13 protein-coding genes and 1 tRNA gene are annotated in these 16,538 nt (G+C 65.8%); 4 read left to right on the forward strand and 10 right to left on the reverse strand.

Going from position 1 to position 16,538, the window contains the following annotated elements:
- Nucleotides 1-62: 62 nt before the first annotated feature.
- From EDF27_RS02880 to EDF27_RS02885, 3 genes are all read right to left on the reverse strand, one after another.
- Nucleotides 63-881, reverse strand: coding sequence for a hypothetical protein (locus tag EDF27_RS02880; RefSeq protein WP_132047249.1), 819 nt, complete (start codon nt 879-881; stop codon nt 63-65).
- 3 nt (nt 882-884) lie between these two features.
- Nucleotides 885-1,031 carry a hypothetical protein gene (locus EDF27_RS19550; protein ID WP_165931340.1) on the reverse strand — a complete coding sequence of 49 codons (147 nt, stop codon included), beginning with the start codon at nt 1,029-1,031 and terminating at the stop codon, nt 885-887.
- 108 nt (nt 1,032-1,139) lie between these two features.
- The gene (locus EDF27_RS02885; RefSeq protein ID WP_207909553.1) at nt 1,140-2,525 is read right to left on the reverse strand and encodes an MFS transporter; all 1,386 of its coding nucleotides are present in this window, start codon (nt 2,523-2,525) and stop codon (nt 1,140-1,142) included.
- A gap of 215 nt (nt 2,526-2,740) precedes the next feature.
- On the opposite strand from EDF27_RS02885, the gene EDF27_RS02890 reads away from it, so the two are divergent.
- Complete coding sequence (locus tag EDF27_RS02890; protein WP_132047253.1) at nt 2,741-3,625, forward strand: helix-turn-helix transcriptional regulator; 885 nt, start codon at nt 2,741-2,743, stop codon at nt 3,623-3,625.
- 53 nt (nt 3,626-3,678) lie between these two features.
- Here EDF27_RS02890 and EDF27_RS02895 read toward each other — a convergent pair whose 3' ends face one another.
- The 6 genes from EDF27_RS02895 to EDF27_RS02920 form a co-directional block, all read right to left on the reverse strand.
- Nucleotides 3,679-4,854 (reverse strand): acyltransferase, encoded by a 1,176-nt coding sequence (locus tag EDF27_RS02895; RefSeq protein ID WP_132047255.1) that lies wholly within the window; start codon nt 4,852-4,854, stop codon nt 3,679-3,681.
- Complete coding sequence (locus tag EDF27_RS02900) at nt 4,851-6,590, reverse strand: FAD-binding protein (protein WP_132047257.1); 1,740 nt, start codon at nt 6,588-6,590, stop codon at nt 4,851-4,853. Before EDF27_RS02900 ends, EDF27_RS02895 begins: the two co-directional genes overlap by 4 nt.
- A 3-nt stretch (nt 6,591-6,593) precedes the next feature.
- A complete protein-coding gene (locus EDF27_RS02905; protein WP_132047259.1) occupies nt 6,594-7,859 on the reverse strand; it encodes a VCBS repeat-containing protein in 1,266 nt (421 codons plus the stop codon).
- Nucleotides 7,860-7,875: 16 nt separating this feature from the next.
- Nucleotides 7,876-9,096, reverse strand: a complete 1,221-nt coding sequence (locus EDF27_RS02910) for an MFS transporter (RefSeq protein WP_132047261.1) — start codon at nt 9,094-9,096, stop codon at nt 7,876-7,878.
- Nucleotides 9,093-10,259: a UDP-N-acetylglucosamine 2-epimerase (non-hydrolyzing) gene (wecB, locus tag EDF27_RS02915; protein ID WP_132047263.1), complete on the reverse strand. Its 1,167-nt coding sequence runs from the start codon at nt 10,257-10,259 to the stop codon at nt 9,093-9,095. Before wecB ends, EDF27_RS02910 begins: the two co-directional genes overlap by 4 nt.
- An 83-nt stretch (nt 10,260-10,342) precedes the next feature.
- The gene (locus tag EDF27_RS02920) at nt 10,343-11,026 is read right to left on the reverse strand and encodes a hypothetical protein (RefSeq protein ID WP_132047265.1); all 684 of its coding nucleotides are present in this window, start codon (nt 11,024-11,026) and stop codon (nt 10,343-10,345) included.
- 627 nt (nt 11,027-11,653) lie between these two features.
- Between EDF27_RS02920 and EDF27_RS02925 the strand changes: the two genes are divergently transcribed.
- Both EDF27_RS02925 and EDF27_RS02930 read left to right on the forward strand, forming a co-directional pair.
- On the forward strand, nt 11,654-13,081 hold the full coding sequence (locus EDF27_RS02925) for a hypothetical protein (protein ID WP_132047267.1): 1,428 nt from the start codon (nt 11,654-11,656) through the stop codon (nt 13,079-13,081).
- Between the two features lie 8 nt (nt 13,082-13,089).
- A complete protein-coding gene (locus EDF27_RS02930; RefSeq protein ID WP_132047269.1) occupies nt 13,090-15,027 on the forward strand; it encodes a hypothetical protein in 1,938 nt (645 codons plus the stop codon).
- A 290-nt stretch (nt 15,028-15,317) separates the two neighbouring features.
- On the opposite strand, the gene EDF27_RS02935 is transcribed toward EDF27_RS02930, so the two are convergent.
- A tRNA-Ser gene (locus tag EDF27_RS02935) sits at nt 15,318-15,407 on the reverse strand.
- A 143-nt stretch (nt 15,408-15,550) separates the two neighbouring features.
- Between EDF27_RS02935 and EDF27_RS02940 the strand changes: the two genes are divergently transcribed.
- A complete protein-coding gene (locus EDF27_RS02940; protein ID WP_123655184.1) occupies nt 15,551-16,531 on the forward strand; it encodes an SGNH/GDSL hydrolase family protein in 981 nt (326 codons plus the stop codon).
- Nucleotides 16,532-16,538: the final 7 nt, after the last annotated feature.

Consider the following 16,538-nt stretch of genomic DNA (forward strand, 5'->3'; position numbering starts at 1 on the left):
GACGGTAAAAATGATGACACCCATGGAGCTCCAATCTGTTCGAATGGAGCAGATGCGGCGAATCAGGCGTCGGACTGCAACGTGGCGAGGAGATGCGCGAGTACTCCGTTTGTCATGACGACAGATAGAGCGCCGATGAAGAGGGCAACCCATCCAACCCATCCGGGCACCGTCCATCGGCTCGCCCAGTACAGCAGACGCCAGAGCGGACGCCCGAAGGCCCCCGCTGTTATGTAGACAGCGGTGATGCTTGCCATGCAATAGAAGACTGACACCACTGCAATCGCGAGCGCCATGCAGGCGCCTGCAGCCTGGTAAAGAACCGTCCCAAACGAGGCGCCGTCCGACGCGAACACGCCGTGCGCGAGAAGGTCGGTGACCGCGTTGCCATTGAACGCCGGGTGCACCAACGAGATGCCGTCGTACAGACCGACTGCGACCAAGGCGACGGAGACGAGGAACCTCCACGCAGTCGCTCGACCCTCGACGACCTCTTTCCACCAGAGTGCGGCGAAGGACAGCGTGACTGTCGCGAGCATTCCCAGTGTGGCCAGGACGACGACGACCGCGACGGTGTCGCGATGCCGTGCGTACAACTGGACGAGGACGACGACGACAACGCCGACGATGAACAGGTTGGCGGGTGGATTCCCCTCCGTTTGGTTCCGAGCGGATCCGCTGGCGAATTCCCGGCGGAGCCACGACCAGACCCGCCAATCAGTGAGCGTGTTCGCGTCCTGGAACGCTGCGCCCATCGAGATCGCCGTGGGGGTGTCGCGCCCGGCGCTTAGCGGCCCGAACGCGGTCCCCGCTGCGAGACCGACGATGAACGCTGTTAGCGCGATGATGCCGCCGGGGACACTTGTGACGAGGAGCTGCACGGATCAGCGTCCCTGTCCGCGCCGGCCGATGCGACGAGCTCGAGCGTTCTGAATCGCCGGTGTGAGGACGGCGGTCACGGCGGTGATGGCGACCGCTTGCACGATGTCCCAGAGGTGCTCACCGACGAAGGTGAAGATGAGAACTGCCACGGCTTGCTTTCTTCTTTGAGGTTCAGTTGGACCGTTGTTCGATGGAACGACGAGTGCCCGAGCGCGAGGGGGTCACGCGCTCGGGCATCGTCCGCCTGCCTGATCGCGTCAGGCGGTCTTGGTGCGCCCTCGGAGGAAGAGCGCGATGGCGATCGCGGCGGCGATGCAGATGCCGCCGTTGACCCAGATGGCGGTCGTGACCCCGGCGAGGACTCTTTGGGCCTGCGGTGCCGTACTCGCCAGTGCCACCGCGGTGAAGACGGCGCTCATGATCGGGGTTCCCATCGTGATGCCGACCTGCTGGCTCATGGTCGTCAGACCTGTCGCCATGCCCTGCTCACCCTCCGGCAGGCCGGAGGTCGCGGTCACCATGAACCCGACGATCACGACGAGGTTCGCTACTCCCCCGATGAACGTCGCGGCGAGCACCAGCCAGATCGACGACGCGGCATCGCTGATGAGGACGAGCGGAAGTGTCGCCGCTCCCTGCACGATGAAGCCACCGACAATGGCGGCCTTGTTCCCGAACCGGCCGATGATGCGGGGGCCGACGAGGCCGCCGATGACGGTGCCGATTCCGAGGACCGCGAACGAGAGCCCTGCAGCGAGAGGCGTGTATCCGAGGACCTTCTGCAAGTACAGCGTCAGCAGGAACACCAGTGACGTCTCGGTTACGAAGGCGACCATGCCAGCGAGGTTGCCCCACGACACGCTGGAGCGTCGCAGGATGCTGAGTGGGACCAGCGGGAACGCGGCTCGCCGCTCGATGAACGCGAACGCGACGAGCAGGACGACGGCGGCAGCGAATGAGAGCAGCACGACCGGATCTGTCCATGATGTCTCTGCGGCGGTTGTGAGTCCGAAGACGAGTGCGAGCAGTCCGAGGGTCACGGTGATGGCACCGGGCACGTCCAGGCGCGTGCGCTCGGCGGCGCGGCTGTCCTTCAGGACGATGGGCGCGACGATCAGGACGCCGACGGCGACCGGCACGTTGATCAGGAATGCCCACCTCCAGGACAGCAGGTCGGTGAGGAGTCCGCCGAGGATCGCTCCGGTGGTGAATCCGGCAGCCATCAGCGACCCGTTCAACCCGAGTGCTTTGTCACGTGCGGGCCCTTCGGGGAACGCGCTGAGCAGCAGGGCGAGTGCGGCCGGGACCACGATCGCCGTGGCGAATCCTTGTGCGACGCGTGCGACCAGAAGCATCTCCGGTGTGGAGGCCAGGCCACCGGCGAGCGACCCGGCGCCGAGGAGCACCATGCCGATGAGGAACATCCGTCGGCGTCCTGCGATGTCCGCCACTCGTCCCATCAGGAGGGTGAAGCCTGCGGCGCAGAGCGCGAACGCGGTCGCGATCCATTGCAGGTTTTCGAGCGCGAAGCCGACGTCCGCGCCGATGGTCGGCAGAGCGACGTTGAGGATGGAGAAGTCGACGGCGAGCGTGAAGCTGGCGGTGAGGAGAACGATGAGCGCGACGCGCTGCCTGCCGGTCATCGCGGGCTCGGGTGGGTGTGCCGCGACAGTGGTCGCGAGGTCTGGTGCGTGTTCCGTGGTCACGGTGGCCCTTCGGTCGTGTGTGAGCGGATCGGATCCGCGTTGGCGGTGGCGTGCTGCAACCCTCGCGATGCGGCGACCGAACAGCCACACCCCGCCGCGCCTGTCACTGCCAGTGACAGGACAGATCGGTCTAGGAGCCTCAGAATGAGGAGATGAACGGTCCGAACGAACTGGGGAACTTCCTTCGCGTCCGTCGCGCCGCCCTGCAGCCCGAGGATGTCGGGTTGCAGGGCTACGGTGTGCGCCGCGTCCCGGGTCTCCGCCGCGAAGAGCTCGCCATGCTCGCTGGCGTCAGCCCGACGTACTACTCGAGGCTCGAGCAGGGATTGAGCACGAATGCTTCGGAAGCAGTGATCGCGTCGATCGCGCGTGCGTTGAACCTCAACGGAGACGAACGCGCACACCTGTTCAACCTCGCCCGGCCCGAGCATTCGGCGCCGAAACGGAAGTCGGCGTCGAAACCGGACCACGCTCGTCCGGGCACGATCCGCTTGATCACCTCGCTCGCTGCGACACCCGCCGTCATCATCGGCAAGCGAAGCGAGGTGCTGGGATGGAACGCGCTCGGTCATCGACTCGTCGCAGGGCACCTCGACTTCGAGAGCCCAGAACGGATCAGCGACCGGCCGAACATGACCCGCATGCTGTTCCTCGACGCCCACACCCGCGAGCTCTACACCCGCTGGCAGGAGGAGGCGATCCGTGCGGTGTCGTCGCTCCGGGTGCTCGGTGGGAAGAGTCCCGAGGACGCCGAGCTGACTGCGCTCGTCGGGGAGCTGACGGTGAAGAGTCCGGAGTTCGGGAAGCTGTGGGCGAAGCACCCTGTGGAGAACTGCGTGTCCGGGGTGAAGTCGTTCCGCCACCCTGAGGTCGGCGACTTCGACCTGGACTTCGAGGTGCTCACCCCGCCGGACGATTCCGGCCACCGGGTGCTCATGTACACCCCGGATTCCGGATCCCCCGCAGCCGGAGCGCTCGAGCTCCTCGGTCGTGGTGCCGACGCCCGCGTCACAAGGCCGACGGCCACGGTCCGCTGAACCATCACGGGAGAAGGCCCGACCCCACTCGGGGTCGGGCCTTCTCCTCGCGCTCAGACGGTCGGAGCGGCGACGGCCGGTTCCGCAGTCGGCAGCACCTTGCGGCGAGGCCTGGCGAACCGGTCCATCATCGGCTTTTCGACGAGCGCGTAGAGCGCCCATCCGCCGAGGAGCGTCAACCCGAAGAAGCCCGCGATGACCAGCACTGCGACAGGGGTTGAGAACGTCGCGTTGTGCATCATCTGACGGACCCAGAAGATGACGACGCCTTGGCAGAGGTAGAACCCGAACGATGTGTCACCGAGCCACTGCATCGGCCGGGACTGCAGGAACGTCGGCTTCCCGGCCGCGTCGCCGGCTGCAGCTGTCGCGATGAGCATGGCGATGGGGACGATCGTGGCGACGTTGAACGTCCACACGAACGGCACCACGTTCGCCAGGCCGTACCCGGCGGCGCAGGCAAGCAGGGCATGCCACATGCGGATCGCGGGCCACCGGTGCTCCATGACGATGCGGGCGAGGATGGACCCGAGGATGAATTCGAAGAGGCGGGACGGCGGGAAGATGTAGCCGAACCAGAACTGGAACGATGACACCGGGGTCAGCGCCGACTTCGGGCTGTCTGGTACGACGGTGAGGTTGATGACCTGCACGACGATCATGCCGGCCACCATCATCGCCGCCCAGAACCAGAGCCGGTTCCCCGGGATCTTCCGGAGGCCGAGGATGATCAGCGGGAAGAGCATGTAGAACAGCAGCTCGCTGCACAGCGTCCACGACGGCGGGTTCACGGCGACGTTCACAGCGCCATCCGGCGAGTACGAGTTCAGTAGGAAGAAGTTCAGCACCACGGCGTGCACGGGGGTGATCGTGGCGGCGAACAGCACCATGGCGAGGAGCCACATGACGAGGTGGTTCGGGAAGATCTTCATGATCCGCCGACGCCAGAACGACGTCATCTTCTCTCCGGGCTTCCCTGCCCAGGCGAGAAGGAACCCGCTGAGGACGAAGAAGAACGACACCCCGATGTAGCCGGTGGTGATGAAGATCCTCTCCGCGGTGTCGGCGACCTGCTTGTCCGCGAAGAGGTTGATCGGGTCGTTCGGCGGAATCGGCGATGCCGAGAGGGTCATGTGGAACCCGAAGACCAGCAGCGCGGCGAAGAACCGCAGGCCAGTCAGGGACGGCAGCTTCGGCTGACGTTTGATGGTGGGCGCTTCGATGGTCATCGGTGCCCGTCCTTCCGTGCGGGCAGCTCGACGCCGAGACTGTGGGTGAAGTAGTTCGTCGGATCCCATTCCTGCTTCGCGCGCTGCAGGCGGGGGTAGTTGCCCTTGTAGTAGAGAGTCGACCAGGGGACGCCGGAGCGGTTCCGTTTCGGGTCCGCCATGTCGACGTCCGGGTAGTTGATGTAGCAGCCGTCCATTTGGTCGCCCGGTACCGGGACGCCGCCGGTGTTGGGAAACAGACCCTCGAAGGTCTCCCGTTCCCAGCCGAGGTAGAACGCGTCATCCTTCTCGTCCTGCCAGAAGGTCTGCAGACAGATCTTGAAGATCGTGTCACGCTGCGCATTCGCCGTGGCGTCCTCGGCGACGGCGTTCACCTGGCCGCCGAAGGAGAAGACGACCATCATCGTGTCCGGATTGGTGAAGTCCGTCCGCGTCATCTGTTTCCACATCACACGCAGCTGCTGACTCGTGAAACCCTTCTTGAAGTACGCGCTCTTGTGGGCTCCACGGCTGGTGGGGTTGGTGATGGTCGGGTTGTTGGTGCCGACGGTCCTTGTGGCCTGCATCCAGGAAATCTGCTGCGTTTCGTAGAAGTCCGGCAGCGCAGGAAGCTCTCCGCTCGGGGCCGACATCGGCTGTGAGGTGATATCGACACCGTCGGTGATCGCGGCGATGAAACGGTGGAGGACACCGGCAGCATCAGGAGCGTCCGCGTCGATCTGGGTGAACATTCCGAGGCTTCCGTGCGCACGGTGATTGAGGTTGAACAAGCTCGACAGGTTCGACTCCGGCGTGCCGGGGCCGTTGTAGCGTTCGTGCCACGTGTTCCAGTTCGTCATGAGCTTCCGGAACGCGGTCTCGTCGACCTGGTCCCACGGGAACGACAGGGCACTGACGAGCACCCGGGCGGGGGCTTTCACAAGCAGGTCCGACGGGTTCGTCCCGGTCGCGCCGGGTGAACGGAACCAGTACTTGGTGACGATGCCGAAGTTGCCACCGCCACCGCCGGTGTGCGCCCACCACAGGTCACCGAGAGCACCCTTGGACTCGCGTGTGGCGATGTGCGTCGAGACCTTCTTCTGCTCGTCGACGGTGACGACCTCGACGGCGTACAGGTGGTCGACGACGAGTCCGTGCGCTCGTGTGAGGAGACCGTAGCCGCCGCCTGCGATGTGACCGCCGGCACCAACGCTGTAACAGATGCCGCCGGGGATGGTGACGCCCCATCCCTTGAACAGCTTCTCGTACACGTTCAGCAGCCGTGCACCGGGCTCGACGGCGAAGGCGCGCATCTTCTGGTCGTAGTACACATCCGTCATCGTGGAGAGGTCGAGGATGACCTCGATCTCGGGGTTGCAGACGAAATCGGCGAAGCAGTGACCGCCGCTCCGCACGGAGACCTTCTTCCCCGCCGCGACCGCTGTCCGGACGGCGGCTTCGGCGTCCTTCGCCGATCCGATCAGGCGCACGTAGTCGGGCTTCGCGACGAAGCGGACGTTGTTGCCGGTCATCATGTCGAGGTAGCGGGAGTCACCCGGGGTGATGACGGTGCCGGTCGGGGCGAGAGCGTTCCGCGCTGCGGTCGTGGCGTCCGAGGCGAACGCGGTGAGCGGATTCGCGTTCTCGAGCGCGACCATTGCGCCGGCCGCGGCGGTTCCGGCGGATCCGAACAGGAACGCGCGACGGCCGACGTTCCTCTTGGGTGGTGCCGTTTCGGTGTTGGTAGTCGTCGGCATCGCTCAGCCTTCCTGAGGGGTGAGGTTGCGGTGGAGGGTGATCTCGGCCTTCGGTGCGACGAAGTAGTGCGGCACCGAGTACGAGATGGTGGCGAAGTCATCGACGCCGCGGTTGCCGAAGTCGCCAGCGACGATTCGGGCGATCGATTCGCCGGAGACCTTCCACTTCACGAACAACCCCTTCTCGAGGTCGACGGCCTTGTAGTAGTAGGCGCCTTGCCAGGGTTCCGGTCCGCGGAGGCCGATGAGGAACTCGTCGTCGCCGTCACCGTCGAAGTCTCGGCACATGACGGTGTGGCCCGGTCCTTCACCGTTTTCGTTCGGGTCACCGTAGATGTCGAGGAGGTGCCGCTGCCATGTCGACGCCTCGGCGTCGCCGGTGGTGCGGGTGTAGACGGCGACCGTGTTGCCGTGGAACGGTTCGATCGCGGCGACGTATGCCAGCGGGTCGTCACCGACTCGGCCACCGTCGACGTCGCCGGAGCCCTTGAAGGTGGTCTGTTCGAACTGGCTCGCCTCGCCGTCTCCGATGTGTTCCCAGGCGAAGCGGCCGGACACCTCGTCGTAATAGAGCCAGGTCACGCCTTCGTCTGATGCCATGAGGATCGAGTCCAGCGCGGAGCCGGGGATCAGTCCGGGTTTGCTGGCGACGCCGTGGATCATCCGGAAGTCGGTACGGCTGATGACTTCTGCGTCCCACTCTTGCGTAGCGTCATCGGGTTGTGTGAAGAGCATGACGGGGAGGACTGCGTGGACGTCCTCGACGGCGACGATGGGGAACCCGATGATCTGGATGCGGTCGGTGCGGGAGAAGTGGCCGACGCGAAGGCGGTGCATGCCGGTGGCCCGGCCCACATAGTGGCGTTTCCAGTTCTCGGTGCTGACGGCTGGATCGCCTGGGTTCTCGAGCCAGTCGATCTTGCCGCCCTCGCCGTCGGCGTGGTGGATGGTCCCGCCGGGGCCGTAGAGCTGGTAGCAGACGACGAGGTCTGGCAGACCGTTGCCGGTGATGTCACCGGTGCCGGCTCCGACGGGCTCCTTGATCTTGTCGACGATGAGGTGCTTCTCCCATGTCGGGGACTTGTACCAGTAGATCTCGCCCACGGTCAGGCCGTAGCCGATGAGGTCGAGGTTCCCGTCACCGTCGACGTCGGCTGCTTCCAGCCAGTAGCCGTCGCGGAGGAAGTCGGTGACGGTCTCGGTGTCGAAGGTCGGCGGGGTGAGCGGCAGCGTGCGTGCTGCGGTTCCGCGGATGGTGTCGATGGTCATGGTGGTGCCTTCCTGGTTAGGAGGGGATGGTGACGGTGAGGGGTTCCGTGGTCGTTGACGCGGTGATCCGACGTCGATGTCCGGAGGCGGCGGCGGTCATGAGGATGAGAGCGATCATGGCGAGGGAAGCGCCGACGATGATCGGTGATCGGTAGCCGAGCCCGGCGGTGATGGTGAGACCGCCGAGCCATGCTCCGATGGCGTTCCCTGCGTTGAAGGCGGAGATGTTGACGCCGGATGCGAGCGTGGGTGCTGCGGACGCGAACTCGAGAACGCGCATTTGCATGCCGGGGACGGAAGCGAAGCCCACGGCGCCGAGGAGGAACAGTGCTGCGCCCGCACCCCAGGGGTTACCGGCGACGATTGCGAAGCCGATGAGGACGACGATGAGCGCGCTGAGCAGCACGACGAGGGTGCGGTCGAGCTGCCGGTCAGCGGCGCGGCCGCCGAGGAGGTTTCCGACGAAGAGTCCACTGCCGAAGAGGACGAGCATCCAAGGGATTGCCGTCTCCGGGAAGCCGGCAACGTCGGTGAGGATCGGCGCGACGTAGGTGAACGTGCCGAACATCGCGCCGAAGCCGAAGACCGTGACGAGGATCGACAACCACACTTGCCCGTTGCGGAACGCTGCGAGCTCCCGCCGGAGCTGCCCTGTCGGCCGATGCTCCGCCGGCTGTGTCGGTATGAAGGCCAGGAGCCCGACAAGTGCGACCACCCCGATGCCCGTGATGGTCCAGAACGTCGACCGCCATCCGTAGGCCTGGCCGAGGAAAGTACCGAGCGGGACGCCGAGCACGTTCGCGACCGTCAGCCCGAGGAACATGATCGATATCGCTTGTGCTTTCCGGTTCGCCGGCACGAGCGATGCGGCGAGGACCGAGCCGATGCCGAAGAAGGCGCCGTGGCAGAGCGCCGCGACGATCCGGCCGACGAGCATCTGTCCGTAGCCGCTTGCGACGGCGGAGAGGAGGTTGCCGACGACGAAGAGCACCATCAAGCCGCAGAGCACTGTCTTCGGCCTCAGGGACGCGGTCGCGGCGGTGACGAAGACCCCACCGAATGCGACGCTGATCGCGTATCCGGATACGAGGTACCCGGCCTGTGGGATGGTGACGGAGAAGTCGTCGGCGACTTCGGGGAGCAACCCGAGGATGACGAATTCGGTGAGTCCGATCCCGAAGCCGCCGAGTGCGAGGGCGATCAGCCCTGCAGGGAGCCTCGTCCGTGCTTCGCTCATGCCAGCGACGGCACGACGTCAGCGCCGGGGACGAACGGCATGACCGCCGGGCCCATGCCGAAGAAGTTCGCGATTGCGGCGATCGTGCGATCGGTGGCGCGTCCGTCGCCGTAGGGGTTGATGGCGGTCGACATCTCCGTGTAGGCGTCGGGGTCGTTCAGGAGGCGCTGCACTTCCGCGACGATCTGTCCCCGGTGCCGGCTGACGAGTCGTGAGGACCCGGTGAGGATCGACTCGCTCCGTTCCGTGATCTCGCGGAGGACGAGTGTGGGCTTGCCGAGGGCGGGGCCCTCTTCCTCGGCGCCGGAGCTGTCGGAGAGGATGATGTCGCTGCGGCGGAGAAGCCGGCAGAAGGACAGGTACGGCAGCGGGTCGACGAGGTCGACGTTGTCGATGCCGGACAGCACTGGGAGCATCACCGACCGGACCTTCGGGTTCAGATGCAGCGGCACGACGATTCGGACGTCGTCGCGGGTGGCGATGTCGGCGAGGGCCTCGGCGATCTCCTGCATCGGCTGACCGTGGCTTTCTCGTCGGTGCGTCGTCGCGAGGATGACTCGGCGCGGATCCGTGTCGAGGTTCTCCAGCCGGGGATCGCCGTAGGAGCGCAGGTTCTGCATGCCCCAGGCGAGCGCATCCACGATCGTGTTGCCAGTGACGGTGATCGCGCTTTCCTTGACGCCTTCCCGGATGAGATTTGCGTGGTTGCCCGGCGTCGGCGCCAGGTGGAGGGCCGCGATCTGGCCGACCAGCTTCCGGTTGGCTTCCTCGGGGAACGGGGATGCGTTGTTCCCGGAGCGCAAGCCCGCCTCGACGTGGATGACGGGTACTTGTGCGTGCAGTCCGGCGAGGGCGCCGGCGAGGGTCGTGGCGGTGTCGCCGTGCACGAGGACTGCGTCGAGGCCGGCGAGGTGCTCGCCTGCGCAGAGTCCTTCGAGGATGCGGTGGGTGACCTCGGAGAGGGTCTGCCCGTCTTTCATGATGGCGAGGTCGACGTCGGGGACGATGCCGAACTCTTCGAGGGTGCTGGTGAGCATCTCCCGGTGCTGCCCGGTAGAGATGAGCACCGTCCGGAAGCGCTCGTCTTCGCGGAGGGCGTGGATGAGCGGTGCGTACTTGACGGCTTCGGGCCGGGTGCCGAAAACGATTCCGATGGTCTTCATGGTGGTGCTCCTGCCTGTTTCGGGGACGCCGAAGGAACCGGTTGCGGACCGGTGGGCGTCGGTGATGGTGGGAGTGCTGGAGCTCAGGCCGCGTGGTATTCGAGTGCGAGCCAGATGCAGTCGGTGTCTGCCCGGTACTGGTGCCACGGGTAGGTGAATGTGCCGTCCAGGTCGATGCAGAACGGGATCGGGTTCGTGGTGCCGGGGCTGAGCTGCTGGTCTTCGTACAGTGACGCGTGGGTCTTCTCGTCGAACTTCTGCATCCGGCCGAGCCCGCTGACTTGCGCGTGCACTTCGATGAACGGGTGGAGGTTGTGGATCCCGCAGTCGGTGCCGGCGGGGCTGAACCAGAGATTCGCCTTCACGGTGAACCGTTCCGGCGCTGATGGCAGCGCCGGCTGACGGAGTACGGCGCGCCGGTCGATGAGGATGGTTCCAATGGTGTCTTGCGGGGATTTCAGCAGGACCGGTCCGTCGGCGCCGTAGAAGTCCTGCCACCCGAGGTCACGGGCGCGCTGTTCCTGGTCGCCTTCGGACTGCACGGTGATGGCGAGGAGGAGCTCACCAGTGACCGTTCCGTTGACGAGGATGGTCGAACTCATCGGCGGCAACGGCGCGAGCTGCGCCGTGCCGGTGAACGCGTCCGTCTGCGCGAGGTTGACGACGACGGTTCGCTCGGTAATCGGGAACTCGACCGTGTCGCGGAGGATCACGGCGGATGCGAGTGTGCTGTCGAAGTTCAGTTTCTCTGCGGTGATGGTGCTCATGCCGACCCCCTGAGTCGTTGACCGTCAGACGAGGGCACCCCTGTAGAACCCCCACTCTGAACAGGAAACTGCGGGATGAGGAAGCCGGTTGACTGACCGTGTGGCACTTCCTCGTCCCGCAGTGAGGTAATAACAGCAGTTGCTCAGGATGGCTATCCACTCCCTGACAGTGACAGGCTCCCGACTGCGGGTTGCTTGACCGAGTCCAGATTGAAGCGCTACGACGCGCGCGTTGCACCTTGCATCAAAGGCGGCGTGTAATGAGACGTAAAAAGTCCGTTTCCGCCAGGTGACGAACGAGTGCCAGGCGGACGCCGTCGAAATTCACTTCGTGCACCCCGACACGCCCGGGGTGCGCCGGTCGAAGGCGGAAATCCCGCATACGCGTCTACCTCGTGGCAACCAGGTCTAAGTGATCCCTGATCGGCCATTTTCGTGGAACCGCTCCGATAACGAGCCCTCGCTGGCCAGCCGATCTCACACTCCAGATCCCGCCTGAGACGACGCCCCGCGCATAGCAGCGGCATGACCAATCACCTCCCTCAGACCCCTTCCGCTCCGACTCAGCCTGTAGCACACTCTGTTCCTAACACGGAACGAGACTCGCCGGAGATTCGGGAGGCGCTGATGAAGTACCGCCCCGTCAACGTCCTGCCCGCCGACTGGAACCGTGTGAAGGACTTCTGCCGGCAGGCTGTCCTCACCTACGGGCCGGTGAACGCGAAGGTCGCCGGAGAGATGCTCTCAACGGTGACACTCTTCGTCCTCTGGGCGACGCGTGAAGAGTACGCACCGCTCGACTACGAAGGCATCTTCCACCCCGCACTCATGGGTCGGTACCTGCGCAGCCGCGTCAGCAACAAAAACTCAAGCGCCTACAAGTCCCTCCACTCACGGCTCTTCCGCATCGCCAGCGCCGTCGCTGACGTCGACCACAACCGGAAGAAGCGCGGCCGCTTCGCCGTCCCCGTGCACGAGTACACCGCCGGAGAACTCGCCGACTTGGAGAGCTGGGCCGCTACCCAGAGGACCGACATTCGCCGCCGCCGGGCTTACACGGTCCTCGCACTGATGGGCGGTGCAGGCCTCTGGACGAAGGAAGCACTCGGCGTCACCGGTGCCGACGTCCTCGGCGATAGCAACGGGTACTCCATCCGCATTGCCGGCCGGAACCCTCGCGTCGTGCCCGTCTTGTCGGACTTCGCCGGATACCTCGAGAGAGTCATCGGACACCTCCGCGGCGACGAGTTCGTGCTCTTCCACGGTGGGACCCCAGAGAGTCGCGCAGTCTCTCTCCGAACCTTGTACCGAGGTGCGCATCCGTCCCCGAACCCGCAGTGGTTCCGAGACACGTGGATGCTTCGTCAGCTGCGCGCGCTCCCCGCCAGCATCGTGATGCAGGCCGCAGGGATGCCCGACGTGACCACGCTCCGCCGCTACCTCCCGAACGCCTCGATGCCCTACGAGGAGTGGGAGTCCGCACTTCGCAGCCCCGCCGCCTACGGCAGTGACAGCTGGATGGCCGCTTACGCAGAGCTCCGCGACGACGCCGAGACGTTCAACACGAAACTGAGGCACGAGGCCGAGCCCGGGCGCCAGCCCGTTCCGCGGGACCGAACCGCCGGAGGCACGTACAAGCGGCGGACCGCCGGCGGACTCTCGGCGCTGACGGCCGACGAACTGCGTGCCCAGGCAATCGAGACGGACAGCACCGCCTTCCCCGCAGGCACCCCTGCCGCTCCGTTCGAGACCATGAAGGCGCCAGAGCAGAACGACGCCAGCGAAGTGGAAGCGGCCGATGGTCACCTCAACATGGACGAGACACTGCCGCGACCTGGTGAGCGTCTTGAAGCCGGCTGGATTCCGCAGCGTCCGCGCAACGAGTCCCCGAGCACTGTTGAACCGCCGAAGAGTCTGTACCTCCCGGCGCTACCAGAGGTGCTCGCCGAACGAGTCACGGACGACGAGCCGGCCTCGGCAGCATCCGAGTTCAGTGCGCTGCGCGAAGCGCTCCTCGCCGATGCTCGCCGGACCCGACGTGGTGGCAAGCGATGAGCACCGCGATGTCCAACACCTGGGACAGCACCGTCGCGACGACGTTCGACCTGCTGCGAACGGTCGGTGAAGGCAGCTTGACCGAGCAGGAAATCGCCGCAGGTCCGGGTCCGATGGCTCCCATCGACGCTGACCTCGCACAGACATGGCTCAACCGAGTCATTGAGTCCCGTGTCCTCCCGCCGCTTGGGCAATGGCGGCTGCGCAACCGGGAACGGACCGGGAAGCGAGCCGGTGGCCCACCACCAGCCATCAACGACGCGGTCATCCTCACCATCGCGCTCATCCTCGTCATGGAACACTCGTCCGTCCGTGTCCAGGACATGGGACGTGCGCTGCAGCACCGGCTCACCCCAGAAGCCCGCGAAGTGCTCGGCATCGACCACCTCTACGACAACCCATTCCGGAACTGGTACTTCATCGCGCACCGAGCCATCCACCGTGTCATCGCCACCTGGGACCCGTACATCACCAACGACGGGGCGGAGCGGAACCAGTGGCGCGCGATGACCTACCAAGAACGCATCGCCTGGGAGGATGCCGTCGACCCCGCGTTCGTCGCGGAGATGACCGCCCGCGCCGAATGGTTCATGAACGCTCTCATCGAGATGTCCGTGCAGCAGCAGGCTCGCAAGTACCGGCGGAGGAAGACCGCGATGACCATCGACCAGAGCGCGGTCAAGGCCGGCGCGGTCATGGCCCGATGGAAGCGGGACCCGAACACGGGCAAAGAAATCCCGATGACCAACCAACTGGACCCGACAACGGACAAGCCCGAGTCACGTCGTGTCCGGGCGCTCGAAGCGGACTGGGTGACGAAGAAGAAGGGCGCGAAGAAGCGCAACGCGGACCAAGAGGAGCGCATCTCCCGCATCAAGTGGGAGCTGGGCTACATGGCTAACATCATCATCGATGTTCTCGAGAACCCGTCCGCTGACAAGAAGCAGCACGCGCCGCAGCTCATCCGCGCCATCAGCCTCGGCACCCCGAACAAGCGCATCGGCGGTCACGCCATCTCCCTGCTCGACTCATTGCAGGCCCGCGGGTACGAACTGACAAGGCTGAGCTTCGACCGCGGCTACTCGCAACTCAAGGACGAGTTCCACGAACAGCTCGTCGCGCGCGGCATCCCCGTCGTGAAGGACTACATCGACCGGCAGAAGGGCATCACCAACGGCGCCATCGGCAACTCAGTCATGGCCGAAGGGCGGTACTATTGCCCGTCCACGCCCATGGAACTACTGCAGTCAACTGAGCTCTGGGAACAGGGCAAGCTCACGAACGAGGAGTACTGGGCCGCGCGGAAGAAGCTGGAGAAGTACGAGCTGCATCTGCACGAGAAGAAGGACAACGGCACCCTCCGCCTCAGCTGCCCCGCGTCAGGCCCGTCGCCGACAGCGGTCTGCCCGCTCCGAGAGCTGCAGAAGAACGCCGTCCCCATCGAGGAAGGGGACCGTGTCAGTATCCAGCCTTCGAACATCACCGACCGCCAGAAGGCCTACAAGGTCTGCTGCCAGAAGTCCGTGTCGGTGAAGCCGACCACGCACGTGCAGCAGCGGCAGAAGCTCCGCTACGGCAGCAAGGAATGGTTCGAGACATACCGCGCTGACCGCAACAGCAGCGAATCGACCAACGACCTGCTGCAGAAGGACCACAACCTCGAAGACACCCTCCGTCGCCCCATGCACGGCCTCGCCGCGCAGCAGTTCGCGCTCGCGCTCTTCGCAGTCGCATCGAACATGCGGCGCATCATCAAGTTCGAACACGAAATCCTCGTGATGGAACGACGCGTTGCCGCCGGCCGCGCACCGAAGCCGCGAAAGCAGGCAGACGAATACCTCGACCGCGCCCGCGACCGCAACGGGGAAACCCGATACATGCGGAACCCGCCACCCCGCAAACTCGTCCCATGGGAGCCGCTGGAGTTACCGCCAGCGCCCGCGTAACGGGCTGACCCGCACCGGCACCGCCGGCAGAACCACACAACACCACCCGCACACCCCGACGCTCCGTCGCGCCTTCAGACGGCGGCCCAGCGTCTGGGGTGCTCTGGCGCGCCCGGAAACGGGCCGCAGAGACGTCGACTCGAGCCCGCGCGTGCCCAGATCCTGCGGCGAGCGCCGAAACGCGACCCGCAGCAGCGTCCGAGAACCAGAAAAGCCCCCGGCCGAAGCCGGGGGCTTTTCTGTAGGGCCAGACCTGCAAACGCTGGAGACCAGACCTGCAAATGACCCTGTGGCGGTACCGGTGGGATTTGAACCCACGGTGGAGTTGCCCCCACACATGTTTTCGAGACATGATCCTTCGGCCGCTCGGACACGGTACCGGGAGAGAGTTTACACGATCCGGGAGGCCCCTCGCGACACCGCAGGCTCGCCCACCATCCACAGGCGGCCGGCCCCGGCGCTCTTCCCACAGCCACAGGATCCCCTCTGATCCGACTGATCCAGCGGGCGTACCGTCCACCGCATGAAGTCCCGAACCCTCATCGCCCTGCTCTCCTCGATCGGCGGCGGCCTGGTCGTCGCCGGCGGCGCCGCCCTCGGCGCCCGGGCCGGCGTCAAGGGCCAGCGTGCGGCAGCGCAACGCGTCGTCGACATGCTCCCGTCGCACGCCGACTGGTGGCGCGAACGGCTCCACCACGAGGGCGAGATCACGTACCTGGCGATCGGCGACTCCGCGGCGCAGGGGGTCGGCGCGACGGTCCCGTCCCGCGGGTACGTGGGTCTGCTCGCACGGCGGATCAAGCACCGGTCGCGCGAGACGGTGCGCGTGGTGAACCTCAGTGTCTCGGGCGCGACGACGTGGGGCGCGAAGAAGGACCAGCTCCCGAAGCTGCGGAGCTTCACTCCCGACGTGTGCACGGTCTCGATCGGCGCGAACGACATCGCCGACTTCCACCCGGACAAGTTCGAGCGGAACCTCCGCGCCATCTACGGCGCGGTCCCGTCGCACGCGATCGTCGCGGAGCTGCCGTGCATGTTCGTCCCCGACCGCGAGCGCAAGGTCGCCGTCGCGAACGAGATCGTGCACCGCGTCGCGGACGAGCTCGGACTGACGGTGGCGCCGCTCCACGCGATCACGCGCCGAGTGGGGCTGCGGCGGACGTTCTTCAACACCTACGGTGACCTGTTCCACCCGAACGACCGCGGGTACGAGATCTGGGCGAGCGCGTTCGAACCGGCGATCGACGCCCGGGTGGACACCGTCGCCGCGATCCGGCACTACCTGTCGGCGCGAGAAGCCGAGGACCTCGGGCGCGACGCCGGTGCCGTGGCGAACGCGCGTGCCGAACAGGACACGCTCGGCGCCGAGGAACTCGAGCACGCACACCGTCCCGGCCGGGTCGACCGGCTCCGGCAGCGCATGACCGGGTCGATCACCGTGCCCGGCGCCACCGAGAACGACGACACCTCCGGCGATGCCGGTGATGTCGGCGGCGCGGCCTAACCTCGTC

The organism is Curtobacterium sp. PhB136, assembly GCF_004346855.1.
Taxonomy (GTDB): Bacteria; Actinomycetota; Actinomycetes; order Actinomycetales; family Microbacteriaceae; genus Curtobacterium.

Bases quoted from the DNA above. Each gene is read 5' to 3' on its own strand.
- EDF27_RS02900 (WP_132047257.1), bottom strand. From the start codon at position 6,590: ATGCCGACGACTACCAACACCGAAACGGCACCACCCAAGAGGAACGTC.
- EDF27_RS02940 (WP_123655184.1), top strand. From the start codon at position 15,551: ATGAAGTCCCGAACCCTCATCGCCCTGCTCTCCTCGATCGGCGGCGGC.
- EDF27_RS02910 (WP_132047261.1), bottom strand. From the start codon at position 9,096: ATGAGCGAAGCACGGACGAGGCTCCCTGCAGGGCTGATCGCCCTCGCA.
- EDF27_RS02885 (WP_207909553.1), bottom strand. From the start codon at position 2,525: ATGACCGGCAGGCAGCGCGTCGCGCTCATCGTTCTCCTCACCGCCAGC.
- EDF27_RS02920 (WP_132047265.1), bottom strand. From the start codon at position 11,026: ATGAGCACCATCACCGCAGAGAAACTGAACTTCGACAGCACACTCGCA.
- EDF27_RS02930 (WP_132047269.1), top strand. From the start codon at position 13,090: ATGTCCAACACCTGGGACAGCACCGTCGCGACGACGTTCGACCTGCTG.
- EDF27_RS02905 (WP_132047259.1), bottom strand. From the start codon at position 7,859: ATGACCATCGACACCATCCGCGGAACCGCAGCACGCACGCTGCCGCTC.
- EDF27_RS02890 (WP_132047253.1), top strand. From the start codon at position 2,741: ATGAACGGTCCGAACGAACTGGGGAACTTCCTTCGCGTCCGTCGCGCC.
- EDF27_RS02895 (WP_132047255.1), bottom strand. From the start codon at position 4,854: ATGACCATCGAAGCGCCCACCATCAAACGTCAGCCGAAGCTGCCGTCC.
- wecB (WP_132047263.1), bottom strand. From the start codon at position 10,259: ATGAAGACCATCGGAATCGTTTTCGGCACCCGGCCCGAAGCCGTCAAG.
- EDF27_RS02925 (WP_132047267.1), top strand. From the start codon at position 11,654: ATGAAGTACCGCCCCGTCAACGTCCTGCCCGCCGACTGGAACCGTGTG.